Raw genomic sequence first — 15906 nt, 5'->3', positions numbered from 1 at the left:
AAAAACATCCCGCCCCAGCCAACCGCCCTCCCTTCGGAGAGCGGGCTCCCGTTTTTTCCGGAAACCCCTTGAAAAATTTCCTTGACTTCACCTCCCGACAGGATAGAATCGTTCCGAGTTTCGTTACGAACTTTTTACTGTACAGTCTCAGCATATGAAAATCAGCTTCTCATTACTCTCCCTCCTCGCCGCATTCTGCTTCGTTGGTTGCAGCAGCAGCGACGACAGCGGCAACAACAAAAACAAGGAAGAGCTCAACGTAGCATGGACGAACCTCGTCGGAGGCGACATCTTCCAAATCTCCGGCGTTGCTGAAAACGGACAGACCGTCTACGTCACCATCACCATGCAGCCCAATGGCGACGGCCCCAACACCGAAACCTACGGCACATTCCGCGTCGACACGCCCGCCACGCAATCCGGCACGGGCCAATTCAGCTACACCCCCATCTTCGGCACCAACAAGGCTCAGATGGCCCTCGGCATCGCGGGCACCGACACCCCCGTCATCCGCACCGGCCTCAACGGCACGGACTCCAGCTCCACCAAGGCCACCATCGTCTGGGAAACCAAAACCACGGGCTACATGATCTTCGGCGAAGGCGGCATCCTGGAATCCCAGCCCTTCAGCAACCGCACCGCTCGCTTCAGCTATACGCGCATCTCCTCCACGAACACCTTCTAAAAAACCTCCGACCATGTTCAAGCAAATCTGCACCATCGCTACGGCCACTCTCGCCTGCATCGTCCTGACACAATGCGGAGGCGGCTCCGACGGAGGAAGCTCCGTTGCACCTTCCGTCTCGGCCGTCAAAAACGGCTATGTCTCCATCGCCATTGAAGCCGCTCTCGGCACCAACGGCGTCTATGGCTCCGGCGGCTTCATCCTCACCGGCACGACCAGCGGCTCCAGCGGCGTCATCCCCGACCTCGGCCGCAACATGTGCTACGGACAGGTCACCGACCTCAACAATGTCGCCCACGGCTTCGCTACTTTCGAATACTCGCGCGACTCCAACAACCAATCCACCATCATCATCTACGCGGTGGATGCGGCTCAAGAAGACTTCTGGGGCGGCATCTGGGGTGAAAACCCCAACGGCCTCACCAAGTACCAACCCATGTACGTCCTGAACTTCTCGACGTCCACCCAAGGCTCCTACCGCCTGAACTACGGCTCCTCCGCCGTCACATCCTACAGCGGCCGCTTCTGGTGCACCACGAACAACAGCGCCTCGTCCAACACGAACGCAGCGGCCAACAACAATAACAACAACTAACGCCGGTACTGCACCATATGCAGTAACCGCCCCTAGTCGCCGATTGCGGATTGGCACGCCAACATTCCTCCAGCATGAAAATCGCACACACACTCTTTGCCTGCTTCACCTGCGCCACATCCCTGACATTCAGCGGATGCGGAGGTTCCGATGCCAGCGCCGACCCGACCGTCCTGAATACATCGGCCTACCTGCCGATCGACTCTCCGCCTCAGGAAGTATTCGGCTCGTTCCTGTTCGGCACGGCTCATTTCGGCACTGACCAGGAATTTCTGGATCAGGATGCCGGAGCCTTGATCCAGGTCAATCCCGCAATCGTCAACTCGACGCCCGGAGGCGACTTCATCCCCTATATGAATGGAACGCCCGACCCCGACAGTCGTCTCGGTATTCCTCACGACCGGAATACTGATACGGATGAACGGGCCGCCCGCGACCAGAATGGAGTCTACCTCTTCCCGGGATTTCTCAATGGCCCGCCTGACAACTCATGGGAACCCGGTCAATCACCCGATAATGGCAACATCGTCGGCCCTCCGGGAACAGGCCAAAACGACGGAACCATCGGCAATCTCGGCTACTGGACCAACCGCATCGCCTATACTCCCGGTTCCTCGACTGCAACTCTGGAACTCGAATACACGCTGAACGGCTATTACATGGTCGAACTCCAGCAAGGCATATGGGGCTCCCACTGGGTCATCTTCGGTGCGCCCTACACCATTCGCCGCACCTACACGCTCATGTTCAAGGGTGTCAATGAAGCCGGAGAATACTACGGCTCCTACACCTGCAAATTGACCTACATGCGCAGCTGGAGGCACAACTCCACATCGGGCGTGAACATGAGCGGACAAACCGTCAGCACAACCCCTTCGGGCACCTTCACTTTCACCCCCGGCGCCAACTAAACCTCTCACGCACTGCCAAAAAATCATGCGCATGAACATGCACCGCATCACGCTGACCGGCCTTTTCTCCCTTCTCCTCGCATCCTGCGGAGGCGGAGGTGGAGGCGGATCCTCTTCCTCCAATCCGGACGTCGTCAATCCCGGCAACAACATCGCAGCCCCCACCGCTACGGCCGGCACCTACCACTGCGACTACGGCACAGACAGCTCCTACGTCTACATCGCCGGCAACGGCCATCTCGCCGCCAACGGCAAGGCCATCATCAACTTCAGCATGCCCAACGATCCGCAGGCCACCATCAATGATACGATCACTTGGGCCTGTCAGGAACACACCGGCGACATCTACGGCAAGTACAACACGGATCACCGTGCCGACCGGCTTCGCAACTTCTCCTACCGGACTACGGCCTCCAACGCCTATCTGGAAATCAACTACGATTCTACCGGCATGTATGTCACCGGAATCGGAGCTACGGGCACAGCACCGCCTCAGACCACTCCCGCAGGATTCAACTTCATCTACAGCTACGTCTTCACCTTCAACGGCATGTCGACAGATGCAGACGGACAGACAGTCTATACGGGCACCTACACCTGCCAGGTCTTCGTGAACAATGCCTTCAACGGTTCTCCCATGATGAGCCAGGGCACCTTCCGCTTCTACCCTCAGGTCAACTAACACCTACGCCGCATCCTCATGAAACCGCTTCACTGGCTCATCCCCTCCTTGGCGATTCTGGCTCTCTCCGCGTGTAGCAGCAGCAGTAACAGCAGCTCCACAAAAGACGAAATCAAAACCGCCATTGCCTGGCAGACGCTCAACAACGGCGACGAATTCCGCCTGAAAGGAACGGCATCCAACGGCCACACGGTCGACGTCACCTTCATCGTGCATGTGCTGCAAAACAACCGCGAAGAATACACATCCGGAGAATTCTCTGTCACCTATGCAGCCGTCAGCGGTGAAACCGTGGACAATTACGTCAACCCCGGAACCATCATCTACACGCCACGGCGCAATGCCAATACGGCCAACCTTGTTCTGAACATGGAGGAACAGGGCGGCGGCACATTCATCGCCACGCGCCAGGGCATGAACGCCACGCTCACCTGGGATCCGGGCATGACCACCGGCACCATCAACTTCAACGGGTTGGGCATCGTGGCCGGGGAAACGTTCACCAGTTCCAACGACGGAGCCTTGCAAAAAGTGCAGTTCGAATACAAACGGGCCACACCGGACTCCACACCGAGCCCGACCACAGCTCCCTGACAACGGCATATCCGGCACTCCGTCTGCCTGACGGCAACCGAACGCTTTCCTACCAAGCGCGGCTCTCTCCGGAAAAGCCGCGCTTCTTTCATTCACCATTCAACCATTCCGACAGCATGAATTCCTATCCCGCACTCTTCACTCTCACGGTTCTTTGCGGAACCGTCTCAGCCGCACCGGACACTCAGGCACCCCTGCACGATTCCTTCTCACCCGGCCAAATTTGGACGGACAACAACGGAGTCCACATCAACGCCCACGGAGGAGGCATCCTGTATGACCGCGGCACCTACTACTGGTACGGAGAACACAAAATCGAAGGCGATGCCGGCAACTACGCTCAGGTCGGCGTCCATTGCTACTCCTCAAAAGACCTCTACAACTGGAAAGACGAAGGAATCGCCCTGAAAGTCTCTGACGACGCCAAATCCCCCATCGTCAAAGGATGCATTCTCGAACGCCCCAAAGTCGTCTACAACAGCAAAACGGGCAAATACGTCATGTGGTTCCACCTCGAACTCAAGGGCAAGGGATACGGGGCAGCCTACGCAGGCACAGCCGTGGCGGACAAGCCGACGGGCCCCTTCACCTTCCTGCGCGCAGGACGCGTCAATGCCGGGCAATGGCCGGTCGACATGCAGAAGGAAAAGCGCACCCTTGCCGCCGAAGGCAGCATGCCCAAGCTCACTTCCAGCAGCTATCCGGAAGGGGCAGATCTCGCCGCTTTCTTCAAGCGCGATTTTCCCGGCGGCCAGATGAGCCGCGACATGACCATCTTTGTGGATGACGACGGCAAGGCATACCACATCTACTCCTCGGAGGAAAACGGCACCACGCACATCGCCCAGCTCACGGACGACTACACCGCCCACAACGGGCGCTTCGTCCGCGCCTTCCCCGGCAGGTTCATGGAAGCTCCCGCCGTCTTTAAGCATGAAGGCAAATACTACTTCATCGGCTCAGGATGCTCGGGCTGGTATCCAAATGCCGCCCGCAGCGCCGTAGCGGACAAAATCGAAGGCCCGTGGAAAGAACTCGGCAACCCCTGCACCGGTCCTCGTGCCGACAAAACGTTCGGCGGGCAAAGCACCTATATACTCCCTGTGCAGGGCAAACCCGGCACCTACATCTTCATGGCAGACATCTGGAAACCTCAGAACGCCATCGACGGCCGCTACATGTGGCTCCCCATCCGCTTCGAGGACGGGAAACCCAAACTCGAATGGAAGAACCGCTGGCAGCTCCCCTGACAATTTCCCTCTCCCCGGCGCAAAAAAACCGCAACCGCCGTCAAGCAGTTGCGGTTTTTGCTTGAAACATCTCCAAACGGGCGATTCCTCAGAAGCGGGACAGCACATCCTTCAGGATGCCCAGGCCCTGCATCAGCACATCCTCGGGAATCGTCAGCGCAGGAATCAGGCGCACCGTATCCGGCCCGGCAGGCACCGTCAGCAGACCCTCTTCGCGCAGCATATTGCTCACCACTCCGGCGGAAGTGCCACCTTCAGGCACATCGACAAGGCCGGCATTCAGGCCGATCCCCAACAAAAGCCCCAGTCCGCGCACGCCTTCCACCACAGGCAGATTCCATGAAAGAACCTCCTCGCGGATCTTGTCTCCGAGCCTGTTCGCACGCTCGGCCAGCCCGGCGCGCACGATCTCCGTCACCACCGCATGGGAAGTCGCACAGGCGAGCGGAGTACCTCCGAATGTCGAACCGTGGGAACCGGGCCCCATGATCGAGGAAAGCTCCGTTCCCTTGCCGTCGAACACCCGGTTGCTCACCCAGAACGCGCCCACGGGAAAACCGCCGCCCATCCCCTTAGCGCAGGACACGCAGTCCGGCTGCACATCGGGAGCCACGGCCTGCCAGCCCATCATCGTACCGCAACGAGCAAAACCGCACTGCACCTCGTCCATCATCAACAGAAGATCGTGCTCGCGGCACAACTCGGCAAGCCCGCGGAGAAACTCGGGTCTGCAGGGATTCACCCCGCCTTCGCCCTGCACTGCTTCGAGCATGATGGCTGCCGTCTCCTTGCCGATGGCAGCCTTCACCGCAGCCAGATCATTGAACGGCACGTGCTTGAACCCATGCAGCATCGGATCGAACTCCGCCTTGATCTTATCCTGCCCCGTAGCTGCCATCGAACCGAGCGTACGGCCGTGGAACGACTTCTGGAAGGTAATCACCTCATAGCGGGGCGAACCGTCTGCCGCTGGCCTCCTGTGGCCGAAACGCCGCGCCACCTTGATCATGCCGTCATTCGCCTCGGCGCCGCTGTTGGAGAAAAACACGCGCCCCGGCAGCTTGATGAAATCTCGGACAATCACCTCCGCAAGCTCGTTCTGCTGGGCAATGCCGTACAGATTGGAACAGTGCATGAGCGTCTTCGCCTGTCGGCAAAGCGCATCCGTCACTACGGGATTGCAGTGGCCGAGGGAGCATGTCGCAATCCCCGAACAGAAGTCCACATAGGACTTCCCGTCGCTGTCCCACATCAGGGAACCCTCACCCTTCACCATCGTGATGGGCGCGCGTCCGTATGTGGGAAGAACATACTGGTTATTCATGATCGTCAAGGCAGCGAGTGTACTCCCCGCCTCCGGCAAAGTCAATCACGATGCCGCAGCACAATGGAGCCTTTTGCCGCACCGGCCAGCACCGCTCAATACTCCTGCTTCGGATAGATGATCCAAAGCTTCTTGTCGAAAAGCGCAGGCACCACGACCACTCCATCCTTCGTCACGCAAAAATCGGCAGCACCGTTCATCTGCTTGCGCGTCACAGCCTCCACCTTCCCCGACTTCAAATCCATCTTGCACACCGCGCCCGGCTGGCGGCTCTTCCTGTTCCAATCGGAAAAATACAGGAACCCCTTATTCAGGGCCAGACCGCTGAACTTCCCCCGGTGTCCGCATACCTGCTCCACCTTTCCCGTCGCCGGATCAAGAGACAGAATACGGCCGTCCGCTACCTTCTCGCCGCTCCCGTACTCACAAACGAGCAACCGCTTCGCCCCATCATCCCACGTCAGCCCCTTCGGCCCGCGGAAAGGCTCGCTCGACTGCACTTCGGCAAATTTTCCCGTTGCGGGATTCACCTCGTAAATCCTGTTCTTCGTCTGGGAGGAAACGAACATCCGTTCACCCGCCCATGTCGCATCGTGCATCGACTCCACTCCGGCCTTCGACAAATCCGCCACCGTGGACACCTTGCCCGACTTCGTATCGACGCTCACGATACGACCGCGGTCCGCCGCATACAGCAGACCGCCATGCAGAGTCAGCGCCCTCGGGGAATGCAGAACACCCGGCTTCGTCACATTCCGGCGCACCGGAGCGCCGTTCTCGCACCCGGTCATCACAATCAAACCCTTCCCCTTCCGTCCGCTCACATCCAGCTTATCGCCCTGCGTGCCCATATATCCGACCTGCCGGGATTCGTCCACCACAATGCTCTCCACATACCCCGGAGTGTCGGCTTCGTAGTAAGTCGTCGGCACCTTTTGGGACTCGCATGCGGACAACAGAACAGCACAAACCGAAACGAGAAAACACTTACTCATTGCCCTGCAAAAATACCACGACGCCCCCCAAAACACAAGCGGCAAAAAGGACAGCGAACGGGAAACACGTCATCGCCGCCTTATATTCTCGACAAATACTTCACACAAAGGCATTGTCATGTCGCATTAAAGCCTATGACGTCCACCACCACGTTTTCCGAACTCGGCATCTGCCCCGAAATCCTCGAAGCCATCGAGGTCCTGGGCTTTGAAACTCCCTCCGCCATCCAGGCGCAGGCCATCCCGGCAGCCCTCTCCGGCTCCGATATCCTCGGCCTTTCCCACACCGGCTCCGGCAAAACGCTCGCCTTCTCCATCCCCGCGCTCGAGGCCATCGACCCCGGCGTTCGAGCCGTGCAGGTACTCTGCCTCTGCCCCACCCGCGAACTCGCCGTACAGATCTGCCGCGAAGTGGACAAACTCGCCCTCTTCCTCGACGGCGTCTCAGCCGTACCCATCTACGGCGGCGCCTCCTTCCGCCCGCAGCTTGATGCCCTCCAGCGCGGCGTCCAGTTCGTCGTCGGCACCCCCGGCCGCGTCATGGACCTCATGGAACAGGGAGCACTCCGCCTCGACGAACTCCGCATGCTCATCCTCGACGAAGCCGACCAGATGCTCGACATGGGCTTCCTCGAAGACATCGAACGCATCGCCTCCTCCCTGCCCGAGCAGAAGCAGACCCTCTTCTTCTCGGCCACCATGTCCCCGGCCATCCGCCACCTCCTTTCCCGCTTCACCGAATCTCCCGTCGAAGTCAACATCGAACGGCCCACTCTCACCGTACCCACCATCGAACAGCTCGTTTACGAAGTTGTCTTCTCCTCCCGCATCGAAGTCCTCAGCCGCCTCATGGAAATGGGCAAGGTCAAAATGGGCCTCGTCTTCGCCAACACCAAACGAGTCGTCGACGACATCGTGGACGGCCTCATGGCCCGCGGCTACGCCGTCGACCGCCTCCATGGCGACATGCCCCAGAACCTCCGCGAACGCGTCATGGACTCCTTCCGCCGCGGCAACCTCCGCATCCTCGTCGCCACCGACATCGCCGCCCGCGGCCTCGATGTGGACGATGTGGACGCCGTTGTCAACTTCGAACTCCCCCGCGACCCCGAAGACTACGTCCACCGCATCGGCCGCACCGCCCGCGCAGGGCGCAAAGGCAAGGCCATCTCCTTCATCGGCAGGCGCGACTTCTCCCTGCTCGGCCGCATCGAACGCTTCATCGGCACAAAAATGAACCGGGAAACCGTCATGACCGCCGAGCAGGTCGATCAAATGCGCAAGGAAGCCCTCGTGGATGACATCCTCGAACGCGTCAAAACAGGCAGCGGCCTGCCGGACGAAATGCGCGAAGTCGAACTTCCCGCCGAAGAACTCGTCGCGGCCATGTTCAGCCTCCTCGTCTCCCGCACCTCGCGGGAAATCCAGCCCATCCCCGAAGACAAGCCCTCCCGCTACTCCCGCCCCCGCCAGGCCGATACCGATGAACAGCCGGCCGGAGAAGAACGCTACGAAAAAGGCCACTCATGGGCAGGCATGGAAGACACCGTCACCCTCTTCATGAACGGCGGCAAAATGCTCGGCATCCGCCCCAAGGACATCGCCGGACTCCTCTACAACGAAGGCGGCGCACCCAAAGGCACCGTCGGCGACATCCGCATGTTCCCGAAACACTGCCTCATCGAAGTCGACCCCTCCGTCGCCGAACAGCTCAAGGAACGACTCTCCACCACCATGATCTGCGGCTACGAAGTCAACGTCCGCGAAGACAAAGGCAAACCCGCCGGAGACGCCGAATCCTTCCAGCGCCCCCGCAGCGGCTACCGCAAGGGCAACAGCTACCGCGACGGCGGAGGCTACGGTAACCGACGCGACCGTAACGACCGCGCACCCCGCACGCGTCGCGACCGCGGAGACGGCGGCGGATACAGCCGCCGCTACGGCAACTGACCCGGCATCCGAACATTCTCGACAAAACAACGCTCCATCCCTTGGCGGACGGAGCGTTTTTTCTTTTAACGGAGGCTCAACACCTGCTCCACCTCTACAAAACGCGGCATACCATTGTTACGACCGAATTTGACAAAATTGACCTTCATACCTGCCGCCATCAACTCCCGGATCACGCGAAGCCCAACCTCATCGTTCACTGACTTGAAATTGATAGCCACATCATAATACTTCTTGGTATCCAAGGCCTTCAACAGCTCGCGCACAGAAGAATACGCCTTGTCCCTGTACTTGAATACGCTGCCATAATCTTCCACCTCTACCGGATACTTGCCCGGCCTCTTCGGCCGGGGCTCAGATGCACGTTCCGTACGGACATCCTTCCCCCCTGCAACGGCAACGTCGGAACAAGACATGCCGAACACACAAAGCCAAACGAAAACCGTCTTCATACTTCTACAGTAGAAGCTTCATCTGCAGGAATCAAGACAAATCGGCACGGCGCACCATCCTGCTCACCGCCATGCGTCGCCGCAGGTCGTCTCCACCGGGATATGCCCCTTCCTGCCCAGATTATGCACCGCATACCAGCCGTCTTCGCGGAGCTGCGTCCTGGTCGTCCCCTTCTGGACTTCCGGCAAATCACTCTGCATCACGAAATGGACAATGCATACACAACCCGCCGCAGGGAACGAAGCAGGCAAATCCAGCATACACACCGTCCCGTCCGCCTGACGTACAACTCGGCACACACGGCTGCGCTTCATCAGATCCAGCATCCGCCGCACCTCCCGCGTCTTCAACCCCATGGATAAAGCATCAGCCTCATACCCCGGTTCACCGAAAGCTCCGTCCCGATAGAACGTCTCGCACCTCTTGCGCGGATCGGCCCCGGGCATCAACGGCTTGCGGGCAAACACACCCACCTGGGGATGGGCATCCATAAAATCCGACATCTCGCGAAACCTCTCCTCATTCCGGTCAAAAATCGCCGTAGCAAAAGCATGCGCTTCCTCACTGCTGCCGTTCGAAGACGAATTCATCCATGCCCAGACGCCCAGCAGCACCAGGCACCCAAGAACGAAAGTCATGCATCCGGCAATGATTCTGAACATAAAACAATCACGGCATCACACAACCGCCACGGTTCCGCACACGGTCTCCCGTGCAGGCGAAGCATGGCGGGAGGAAATCAATGCCAGCCAAGACCTACGGCCCTGCGCACGCGAGTCAGCACCTTGGCAGCCTCTTCACGAGCCCGTGCGGCGCCCTTGTCCAGCACATCCGTAATATGGGCCGGATCCTGCAGCAGGGCCTCCCTGCACTCGCGAGCCGGACGGAAATACTCCCAGTACGCCTCAAACAACTGCTTCTTGAACGTACCATACCCCACGCCGCCGGCAAGGTGTGCATCCACCATCGCCTGATACTCCGCTTCACCCGCGAACAGCCTGTACAGCTGCAACAGCACGGAACCCTCCACGGGCTTCGGATCTTCCAGCGGAGTCGAATCCGTCAGAATCTTCTTGTTCACCATCTTCAGCAGCGGCTTCTCTTCGCCGAAAATCGGCAGCGTATTGCCGTAGCTCTTACTCATCTTCTGCCCGTCCAGCCCCGGCACCACAGCCGTATTCTCGGCAATCAAAGCTTCGGGCAACTTGAACAGACCCTCGCCGAACGCATCGTTCATCTTCCCGGCGAGATCGCGCGTCACCTCCAGATGCTGCTTCTGATCCTTGCCCACAGGCACCAGATCGGAATCGTACAGCAGAATATCCGCCGCCATCAGCGCCGGATAGGCAAACAGCGCATGCTGAGGCTGGAACCCCTTGGCCACCTTATCCTTGTAGGAATGGCACCTTTCCAGCAGACCCATCGGGCACACCGTACTGAGAATCCATGCCAGCTCGTTCACCTCCGGCACGGCGGACTGCACGAACAGCACGGAATGTTCAGGATCAAGCCCGCAGGAAATGAAATCCAAGGCCAGATTGAACGTATTCTCCTGCAGAGCTTCTGCGCTCTCCATTGTCGTCATCGCGTGGTAATTCGCAATGAAATAGAAAGCCTCGCCCTGCGTCTGCAAACGAACCGCCGGTTCGATCGCGCCGAAATAATTGCCGATATGGAGCTTGCCGCTCGGCTGGAGTCCTGTCAGAATTCTCATGGTAACAAGTAGGTATGGAAATCAGTTCTGTGTTTTGGCCGCCGTCAGGTGCTCCTGTATCCTGGCCGGAGATTCGTTGCCGGTAAAGGAATACAGCAGCATCCCCTCGGAATAGACAAACGTCATCGGCACCTTCTCGATATGGAAACGGTTGCTATTCGCCAGCTGGGGAAAGGCATCCGCATCCACATACACCACCTGCAGCTGCCCCTGCGCGCTCTCGGCCACCTTCTTCAGCGAAGCCACCATCTCCTTGCTGTGCGGGCACCATTGCGGAGCCACGAAACTGAGCACCAGCGTACGCCCCGAAACGCCGAGAAGCTGATTGATATCCTCCCCAGCATATGCACTGAAAATCTTGAACTTGCGCGTACCGACCGAAGCCATGCCCTCCTCCGGCTCCTCCTCGCGGGAACTCCCCGCATCCGGCTTCAGCTCAATCGCCTGCACCTCGGGCCGCGGCGGCTCCTTCTTCTCGGACGTCGTATAACGGGCATTGCGATTCTCCGAATCGCCGCACCCGGCACAAAAAAGAGCACACAAACACAGGAGAGAACCCGGACGAAAACGCATGCCCGAATGATGAACAAACCGATTGAAAAAGAAAAGCGGGAAATGCGCCATGATACACCCCTTTCCGCTCATCCCTGCACCGATGGCGACCACGCCGCCGCACTCACGAAACACCCCGCAGCAAACACGGCCAGCAGCACGGCGAACACCATCTCGATACCGCGCGTATGCCTCACATAGCACGCCCTCAATACGGGAAACTGCAGCAGCCCCGACCACAGCATCCACCCGCAGGCGGCAGGCACCACCATCGCCAGCCCCATCACCCACGGGAACCAAGGCTCGTCATGGCGGCGCAACAGCGGAGTCGCCAGAGAAAGCAGAAAAAACGTCACCTTCGGATTCAGCACATTGCTCACCAGCCCATCGCGGAAAAACAAAGCCAGACTCTCCTTTGGCGCAGCTCCCTCCATCCCGGCATCCTGCGACACACCCCGGCGGGGATACACCTTCCAAGCAAGAAACAGCAACCAGCCCCCGGCAGCCGCACACACATACGGCGCATACGTCCAGTCCAGCAAGGCCGCCCCCAGCGAACACACCAGTGCCGCATGGAATACCAGCCCGGCACTGCATCCCAGCCCCACGGCAGCCCCTGCCCGAAAACCCCGCGAAAGAGCCGCACGGAACACCAGCGCTACATCCGGCCCCGGACTCAGCTGGGAAAAGATGAAAAACAGGGCAAACAGCAAAAGCTCCCAAACCATACCCGAAAACTCAACGTGAACCATCGTCCTGCACTGCGGGCGTTGCCTCCTTCTCCATCGCCCCGCGAATACGGGCCAAAGCCTCGTCGATATTCGCGCACACATTGCACTTCTTCAGCTGGCGGTACATCGGCGCATGGCGAATCACCTCCAGCGGCTGCGCCTGCACCCCGCACAGCATCAGGCGGATGCCATGCTCGCGGCACTGCGCGAAAAACCCTTCCAGCACATGCAGCCCCGTCGCATCCAGCACCGGAACCAGCCTCATCCGCAGCACCACGAACGACACATCATGCTCCAGAGACTTCAGCACAATATCCTTGAACTTCTCCACCACCCCGAAAAACAGAGGACCCTGAATATCGAACACCTCCACGCCCTTCGGCACCTCGCGCAAATAAATGCTGCGGGAAGGATCCTCCTCCGGATCCGCGCCCAGCACCTCATCGCTGATCATCGACACTTGGCTGAACTGCGCCATCCGCCCGATAAACAGCAGGGCGGCCAGCACCACGCCCACCTCGACCGCCACCACCAGATCCATCAGCACCGTCAGCACCAGCGTAATCAGCATCACCGCCGCATCGGGGCGCGGCCCCGTCAGCAAATCGCGGCAAAGCTTCAAATCCGCCATATTCCAGCACACCACCGCCAGAATCCCTGCCAGCGCGGCCAGCGGCACCATCGCCGCATACGGCCCCACCGCCATCAGAATCACCAGCAGCGTCACCGCATGCACGATCCCGGAAACGGGAGTCTTCCCCCCGGCCTTGATATTCGTCGCCGTACGGGCAATCGCACCCGTCGCAGGCAAACCGCCGAAACACGCCGACCCGATATTCCCGATCCCCTGTGCAATCAGCTCCGCATTCGGCTTATGGCGAGACCCCGTCATACCGTCCGCCACCGAAGCGCTCAGCAAAGACTCGATCGCCGCCAGCAGCGCAATCACGAAAGCGGGAAGCACCAGCTTCGGCAGCTGCTCCCACTGCATCTCCGGCAGCGCGGGCAGCGGAAGGGAACTCGGCAGCGAGCCGAACTGCGAAGCAATCGTCTGCACCGGCAAATCCCAAATCACCGTCACCGCCGTCGCCGCCAGCATCCCGAACAGCATCGCGGGCAATCGGGGGAAAAACCTCTTCACCAGCAGAATCACCGCCACCGTCAGCGCCGTCAACCCCACCGCCCACGGATTCACCGTCTCCATCGCCCGGAAATAGCACTGCCACTTCGGCACGAAAGCGGAAGGCACGGACTCCCCGAACGACAACCCCAGAATATCCTTCACCTGCGTACAGAAAATCGTAATCGCAATCCCCGTCGTAAACCCCGTCGTCACCGGAAACGGAATAAACCGGATCAGCGCACCCATCCGGAACAAGCCGAACAGCACCAGAAATACCCCTGCCATCAGCGTACTCACGATCAGCCCGCTCATCCCGAACTCGGCCACAATACCCGCGATAATCACCACGAAAGCCCCCGTCGGGCCGCCGATCTGGAACCGGCTCCCGCTGAACAAGGAAATCAGCAACCCCGCCACCACGGCCGTAATCAACCCGGTTGCAGGAGTAATCTCTCGGTACCCGCAGGCAATCGCAAAGGCCATTGCCAAAGGCAACGCCACCACCCCGACCGTCACCCCCGCGCCCAAATCGGCAAACAGAGTCTTACGGTCGTACGTTTTCAGACAGGAAGGCAAAACAGGCTTCAACATAAGCAATTGGAAAAAATGTGAGGGACAAGAATACGCCCTTCCTCCTGTTTGGCAAGAACTATTATACCCCGCACCTCCAAAAACTTGCCAACACGCCCCCGTAATGCTACACTCGCCGGGACATGAACTTCTCCGACAAACTGCGCCAACGCATCGAAAAAACAGGCTCCGCCCTCTGCGTCGGCCTCGACCCCCGCCCGCAGAACGACAACATCGAAGAAATGGGCACATGGCTCCGCCGCGTCGTCGAAGAAACAGCCCCCTACACCGCCGCCTACAAGCCCAACATCGCCTACTTCGAAGCCATGGGCATCCCCGGTCTCATCCTCCTTGAAAAACTCGTCGCGGACATGCCGCGCGACATCCCCATCATCCTCGACGCCAAACGCGGCGACATCGGCGAAACCCAGAAATACTACGCCAAATCCTACTTCGAACGCATGAACGTCGACGCCGTCACCCTCAACCCCTTCATGGGCTACGACACCCTTGAACCCTTCCTCGACCATCCCGGCAAAGGCATCTACCTCCTCGCCGTCACCTCCAACCCCGGCTCCGAAGACATCGAACGCCAGCCCCTCGCGGACGGCCGCCGCGTCTACCAGCTCGTCGGCGACATGATCGAACGCTCCCGCCGCGAAAACCGCGCCACCCACCTCGGCATGGTCGTCGGCCTCACCAATGCGGGCGGCAGCGTACTGGACGACCTCCCCGACGCCCCCCTCCTCATCCCCGGCCTCGGCGCGCAAGGCGGCGACCTCTCCGCCCTCGCCGGAAGCAACCGCACCGCCCCGCCCGTCATCAACGTCTCCCGCGGCATCCTCTACCAGAACCCGGAACTCACCTACGCCCAAAAGGCCGAACAATACGCCGCGCAAATCCGCGCCGCCCTCCGCCCCGGCTCCTGACCCCGGCAGCGAACCCACCCGCACCGCCATGCAGCAATACCTCGACCTCCTTCGCGACGTCCTCGACAACGGCACAGGCCGCGAAGACCGCACCGGCACCGGCACCATCGGAGTCTTCGGCCGGCAGGCCCGCTACGACCTCCGGCAGGGCTTCCCCTGCCTCACCACCAAAAAACTCCACCTCCGCTCCATCATCCACGAACTCCTCTGGTTCATCAAAGGCGACACCAACATCCGCTACCTCAAAGAAAACGGAGTCACCATCTGGGACGAATGGGCGGATGAACACGGAGAACTCGGCCCCGTCTACGGCGCCCAATGGCGCAACTGGCAAACGCCCGGCGGCGAAAGCATCGACCAGATCGCTCGCCTCATCGACGGCCTCCGTAACAACCCATGGTCGCGCCGCCACATCGTCAGCGCGTGGAACGTCGCCGTCGTCGACCAAATGGCGCTCCCCCCCTGCCACACACTCTTCCAGTTCTGCGTCATCCCCGCCGCGAACGAAGGCGAACGCCACGGCCTCGCCCTCCAGCTCTACCAGCGCAGTGCGGACCTCTTCCTCGGCGTCCCCTTCAACATCGCATCCTACGCCCTCCTCCTCATGATGGTCGCACAGGTCTGCGGCTACGAAGCCCGCGAATTCATCCACACCTTCGGCGACCTCCACCTCTACCGCAACCACCTCGACCAGGCCCGCCTCCAGCTCACCCGCACCCCCGGCCCTCTCCCCACCATGCGGTTGAACCCCGCCATCACCGAACTCGACGCCTTCCGCTACGAAGACTTCACCCTCGAACACTACAACCCTGCGCCGGGCATCCCGGCGCCCATCTCCGTCTGAACCG

General features: G+C 60.0%; 17 protein-coding genes. 9 read left to right on the top strand and 8 right to left on the bottom strand.

Translation table 11 applies throughout. The features are described 5' to 3' along the window. The first annotated feature begins 154 nt into the window (after nucleotides 1–154). The 6 genes from PYTT_RS08565 to PYTT_RS08540 all read left to right on the top strand — a co-directional run bounded on the left by PYTT_RS08565 (nucleotide 155) and on the right by PYTT_RS08540 (nucleotide 4717). Entirely contained in the window at nucleotides 155–685 is a 531-nt protein-coding gene (locus PYTT_RS08565) for a hypothetical protein (RefSeq protein WP_067777715.1), read from the top strand. Between the two features lie 13 nt (nucleotides 686–698). After that, entirely contained in the window at nucleotides 699–1280 is a 582-nt protein-coding gene (locus PYTT_RS08560) for a hypothetical protein (protein ID WP_067777714.1), read from the top strand. 74 nt (nucleotides 1281–1354) lie between these two features. Next, a complete protein-coding gene (locus PYTT_RS08555; protein ID WP_067777713.1) occupies nucleotides 1355–2191 on the top strand; it encodes a hypothetical protein in 837 nt (278 codons plus the stop codon). A 31-nt stretch (nucleotides 2192–2222) separates the two neighbouring features. After that, nucleotides 2223–2873 (top strand): hypothetical protein, encoded by a 651-nt coding sequence (locus tag PYTT_RS08550; RefSeq protein WP_141675908.1) that lies wholly within the window; start codon nucleotides 2223–2225, stop codon nucleotides 2871–2873. 18 nt (nucleotides 2874–2891) lie between these two features. After that, nucleotides 2892–3467 (top strand): hypothetical protein, encoded by a 576-nt coding sequence (locus tag PYTT_RS08545; RefSeq protein WP_067777711.1) that lies wholly within the window; start codon nucleotides 2892–2894, stop codon nucleotides 3465–3467. 116 nt (nucleotides 3468–3583) lie between these two features. Next, complete coding sequence (locus tag PYTT_RS08540) at nucleotides 3584–4717, top strand: glycoside hydrolase family 43 protein (protein ID WP_083077074.1); 1134 nt, start codon at nucleotides 3584–3586, stop codon at nucleotides 4715–4717. Nucleotides 4718–4805: 88 nt separating this feature from the next. On the opposite strand, the gene PYTT_RS08535 is transcribed toward PYTT_RS08540, so the two are convergent. Beyond that, nucleotides 4806–6041, bottom strand: coding sequence for an aspartate aminotransferase family protein (locus PYTT_RS08535; protein ID WP_067777710.1), 1236 nt, complete (start codon nucleotides 6039–6041; stop codon nucleotides 4806–4808). Nucleotides 6042–6136: 95 nt separating this feature from the next. Further along, on the bottom strand, nucleotides 6137–7036 hold the full coding sequence (locus PYTT_RS08530; RefSeq protein ID WP_067777709.1) for an NHL repeat-containing protein: 900 nt from the start codon (nucleotides 7034–7036) through the stop codon (nucleotides 6137–6139). 135 nt (nucleotides 7037–7171) lie between these two features. On the opposite strand from PYTT_RS08530, the gene PYTT_RS08525 reads away from it, so the two are divergent. Next, nucleotides 7172–8986: a DEAD/DEAH box helicase gene (locus PYTT_RS08525; protein ID WP_067777708.1), complete on the top strand. Its 1815-nt coding sequence runs from the start codon at nucleotides 7172–7174 to the stop codon at nucleotides 8984–8986. Between the two features lie 65 nt (nucleotides 8987–9051). Here the strand turns inward: PYTT_RS08525 and PYTT_RS08520 are convergent, their stop codons facing one another. From PYTT_RS08520 to PYTT_RS08495, 6 genes are all read right to left on the bottom strand, one after another. Continuing rightward, nucleotides 9052–9438, bottom strand: a complete 387-nt coding sequence (locus PYTT_RS08520) for a hypothetical protein (protein WP_067777707.1) — start codon at nucleotides 9436–9438, stop codon at nucleotides 9052–9054. 63 nt (nucleotides 9439–9501) lie between these two features. Continuing rightward, nucleotides 9502–10077, bottom strand: coding sequence for a hypothetical protein (locus PYTT_RS08515; RefSeq protein WP_071133406.1), 576 nt, complete (start codon nucleotides 10075–10077; stop codon nucleotides 9502–9504). Between the two features lie 101 nt (nucleotides 10078–10178). Continuing rightward, nucleotides 10179–11153: a tryptophan--tRNA ligase gene (gene trpS / locus PYTT_RS08510; RefSeq protein WP_067777705.1), complete on the bottom strand. Its 975-nt coding sequence runs from the start codon at nucleotides 11151–11153 to the stop codon at nucleotides 10179–10181. A gap of 21 nt (nucleotides 11154–11174) precedes the next feature. Then, nucleotides 11175–11696 (bottom strand): thioredoxin domain-containing protein, encoded by a 522-nt coding sequence (locus PYTT_RS08505; protein WP_071133405.1) that lies wholly within the window; start codon nucleotides 11694–11696, stop codon nucleotides 11175–11177. Between the two features lie 98 nt (nucleotides 11697–11794). After that, nucleotides 11795–12457, bottom strand: a complete 663-nt coding sequence (locus PYTT_RS08500; RefSeq protein WP_071133404.1) for a LysE family translocator — start codon at nucleotides 12455–12457, stop codon at nucleotides 11795–11797. Further along, nucleotides 12444–14150, bottom strand: a complete 1707-nt coding sequence (locus tag PYTT_RS08495) for a SulP family inorganic anion transporter (protein WP_067777702.1) — start codon at nucleotides 14148–14150, stop codon at nucleotides 12444–12446. The genes PYTT_RS08500 and PYTT_RS08495 overlap by 14 nt, the downstream gene beginning before the upstream one ends. Before the next feature lie 122 nt (nucleotides 14151–14272). Here PYTT_RS08495 and pyrF point away from each other — a divergent pair, with 122 nt between their 5' ends. Continuing rightward, entirely contained in the window at nucleotides 14273–15058 is a 786-nt protein-coding gene (pyrF, locus tag PYTT_RS08490) for an orotidine-5'-phosphate decarboxylase (protein WP_067777701.1), read from the top strand. 28 nt (nucleotides 15059–15086) lie between these two features. Further along, the gene (locus PYTT_RS08485) at nucleotides 15087–15902 is read left to right on the top strand and encodes a thymidylate synthase (protein ID WP_067777700.1); all 816 of its coding nucleotides are present in this window, start codon (nucleotides 15087–15089) and stop codon (nucleotides 15900–15902) included. Nucleotides 15903–15906: the final 4 nt, after the last annotated feature.

The organism is Neoakkermansia glycaniphila, assembly GCF_900097105.1.
GTDB lineage: Bacteria > Verrucomicrobiota > Verrucomicrobiia > Verrucomicrobiales > Akkermansiaceae > Akkermansia > Akkermansia glycaniphila.
Note: the sequence above shows the minus strand (reverse complement) of the source record. Positions and strands in the feature narration are given on the sequence as shown.

Coding starts and splice junctions, on each gene's coding strand:
- PYTT_RS08565 (WP_067777715.1), top strand. CDS start 155: ATGAAAATCAGCTTCTCATTACTCTCCCTCCTCGCCGCATTCTGCTTC.
- PYTT_RS08560 (WP_067777714.1), top strand. CDS start 699: ATGTTCAAGCAAATCTGCACCATCGCTACGGCCACTCTCGCCTGCATC.
- PYTT_RS08555 (WP_067777713.1), top strand. CDS start 1,355: ATGAAAATCGCACACACACTCTTTGCCTGCTTCACCTGCGCCACATCC.
- PYTT_RS08550 (WP_141675908.1), top strand. CDS start 2,223: ATGAACATGCACCGCATCACGCTGACCGGCCTTTTCTCCCTTCTCCTC.
- PYTT_RS08545 (WP_067777711.1), top strand. CDS start 2,892: ATGAAACCGCTTCACTGGCTCATCCCCTCCTTGGCGATTCTGGCTCTC.
- PYTT_RS08540 (WP_083077074.1), top strand. CDS start 3,584: ATGAATTCCTATCCCGCACTCTTCACTCTCACGGTTCTTTGCGGAACC.
- PYTT_RS08535 (WP_067777710.1), bottom strand. CDS start 6,041: ATGAATAACCAGTATGTTCTTCCCACATACGGACGCGCGCCCATCACG.
- PYTT_RS08530 (WP_067777709.1), bottom strand. CDS start 7,036: ATGAGTAAGTGTTTTCTCGTTTCGGTTTGTGCTGTTCTGTTGTCCGCA.
- PYTT_RS08525 (WP_067777708.1), top strand. CDS start 7,172: ATGACGTCCACCACCACGTTTTCCGAACTCGGCATCTGCCCCGAAATC.
- PYTT_RS08520 (WP_067777707.1), bottom strand. CDS start 9,438: ATGAAGACGGTTTTCGTTTGGCTTTGTGTGTTCGGCATGTCTTGTTCC.
- PYTT_RS08515 (WP_071133406.1), bottom strand. CDS start 10,077: ATGACTTTCGTTCTTGGGTGCCTGGTGCTGCTGGGCGTCTGGGCATGG.
- trpS (WP_067777705.1), bottom strand. CDS start 11,153: ATGAGAATTCTGACAGGACTCCAGCCGAGCGGCAAGCTCCATATCGGC.
- PYTT_RS08500 (WP_071133404.1), bottom strand. CDS start 12,457: ATGGTTCACGTTGAGTTTTCGGGTATGGTTTGGGAGCTTTTGCTGTTT.
- PYTT_RS08495 (WP_067777702.1), bottom strand. CDS start 14,150: ATGTTGAAGCCTGTTTTGCCTTCCTGTCTGAAAACGTACGACCGTAAG.
- pyrF (WP_067777701.1), top strand. CDS start 14,273: ATGAACTTCTCCGACAAACTGCGCCAACGCATCGAAAAAACAGGCTCC.
- PYTT_RS08485 (WP_067777700.1), top strand. CDS start 15,087: ATGCAGCAATACCTCGACCTCCTTCGCGACGTCCTCGACAACGGCACA.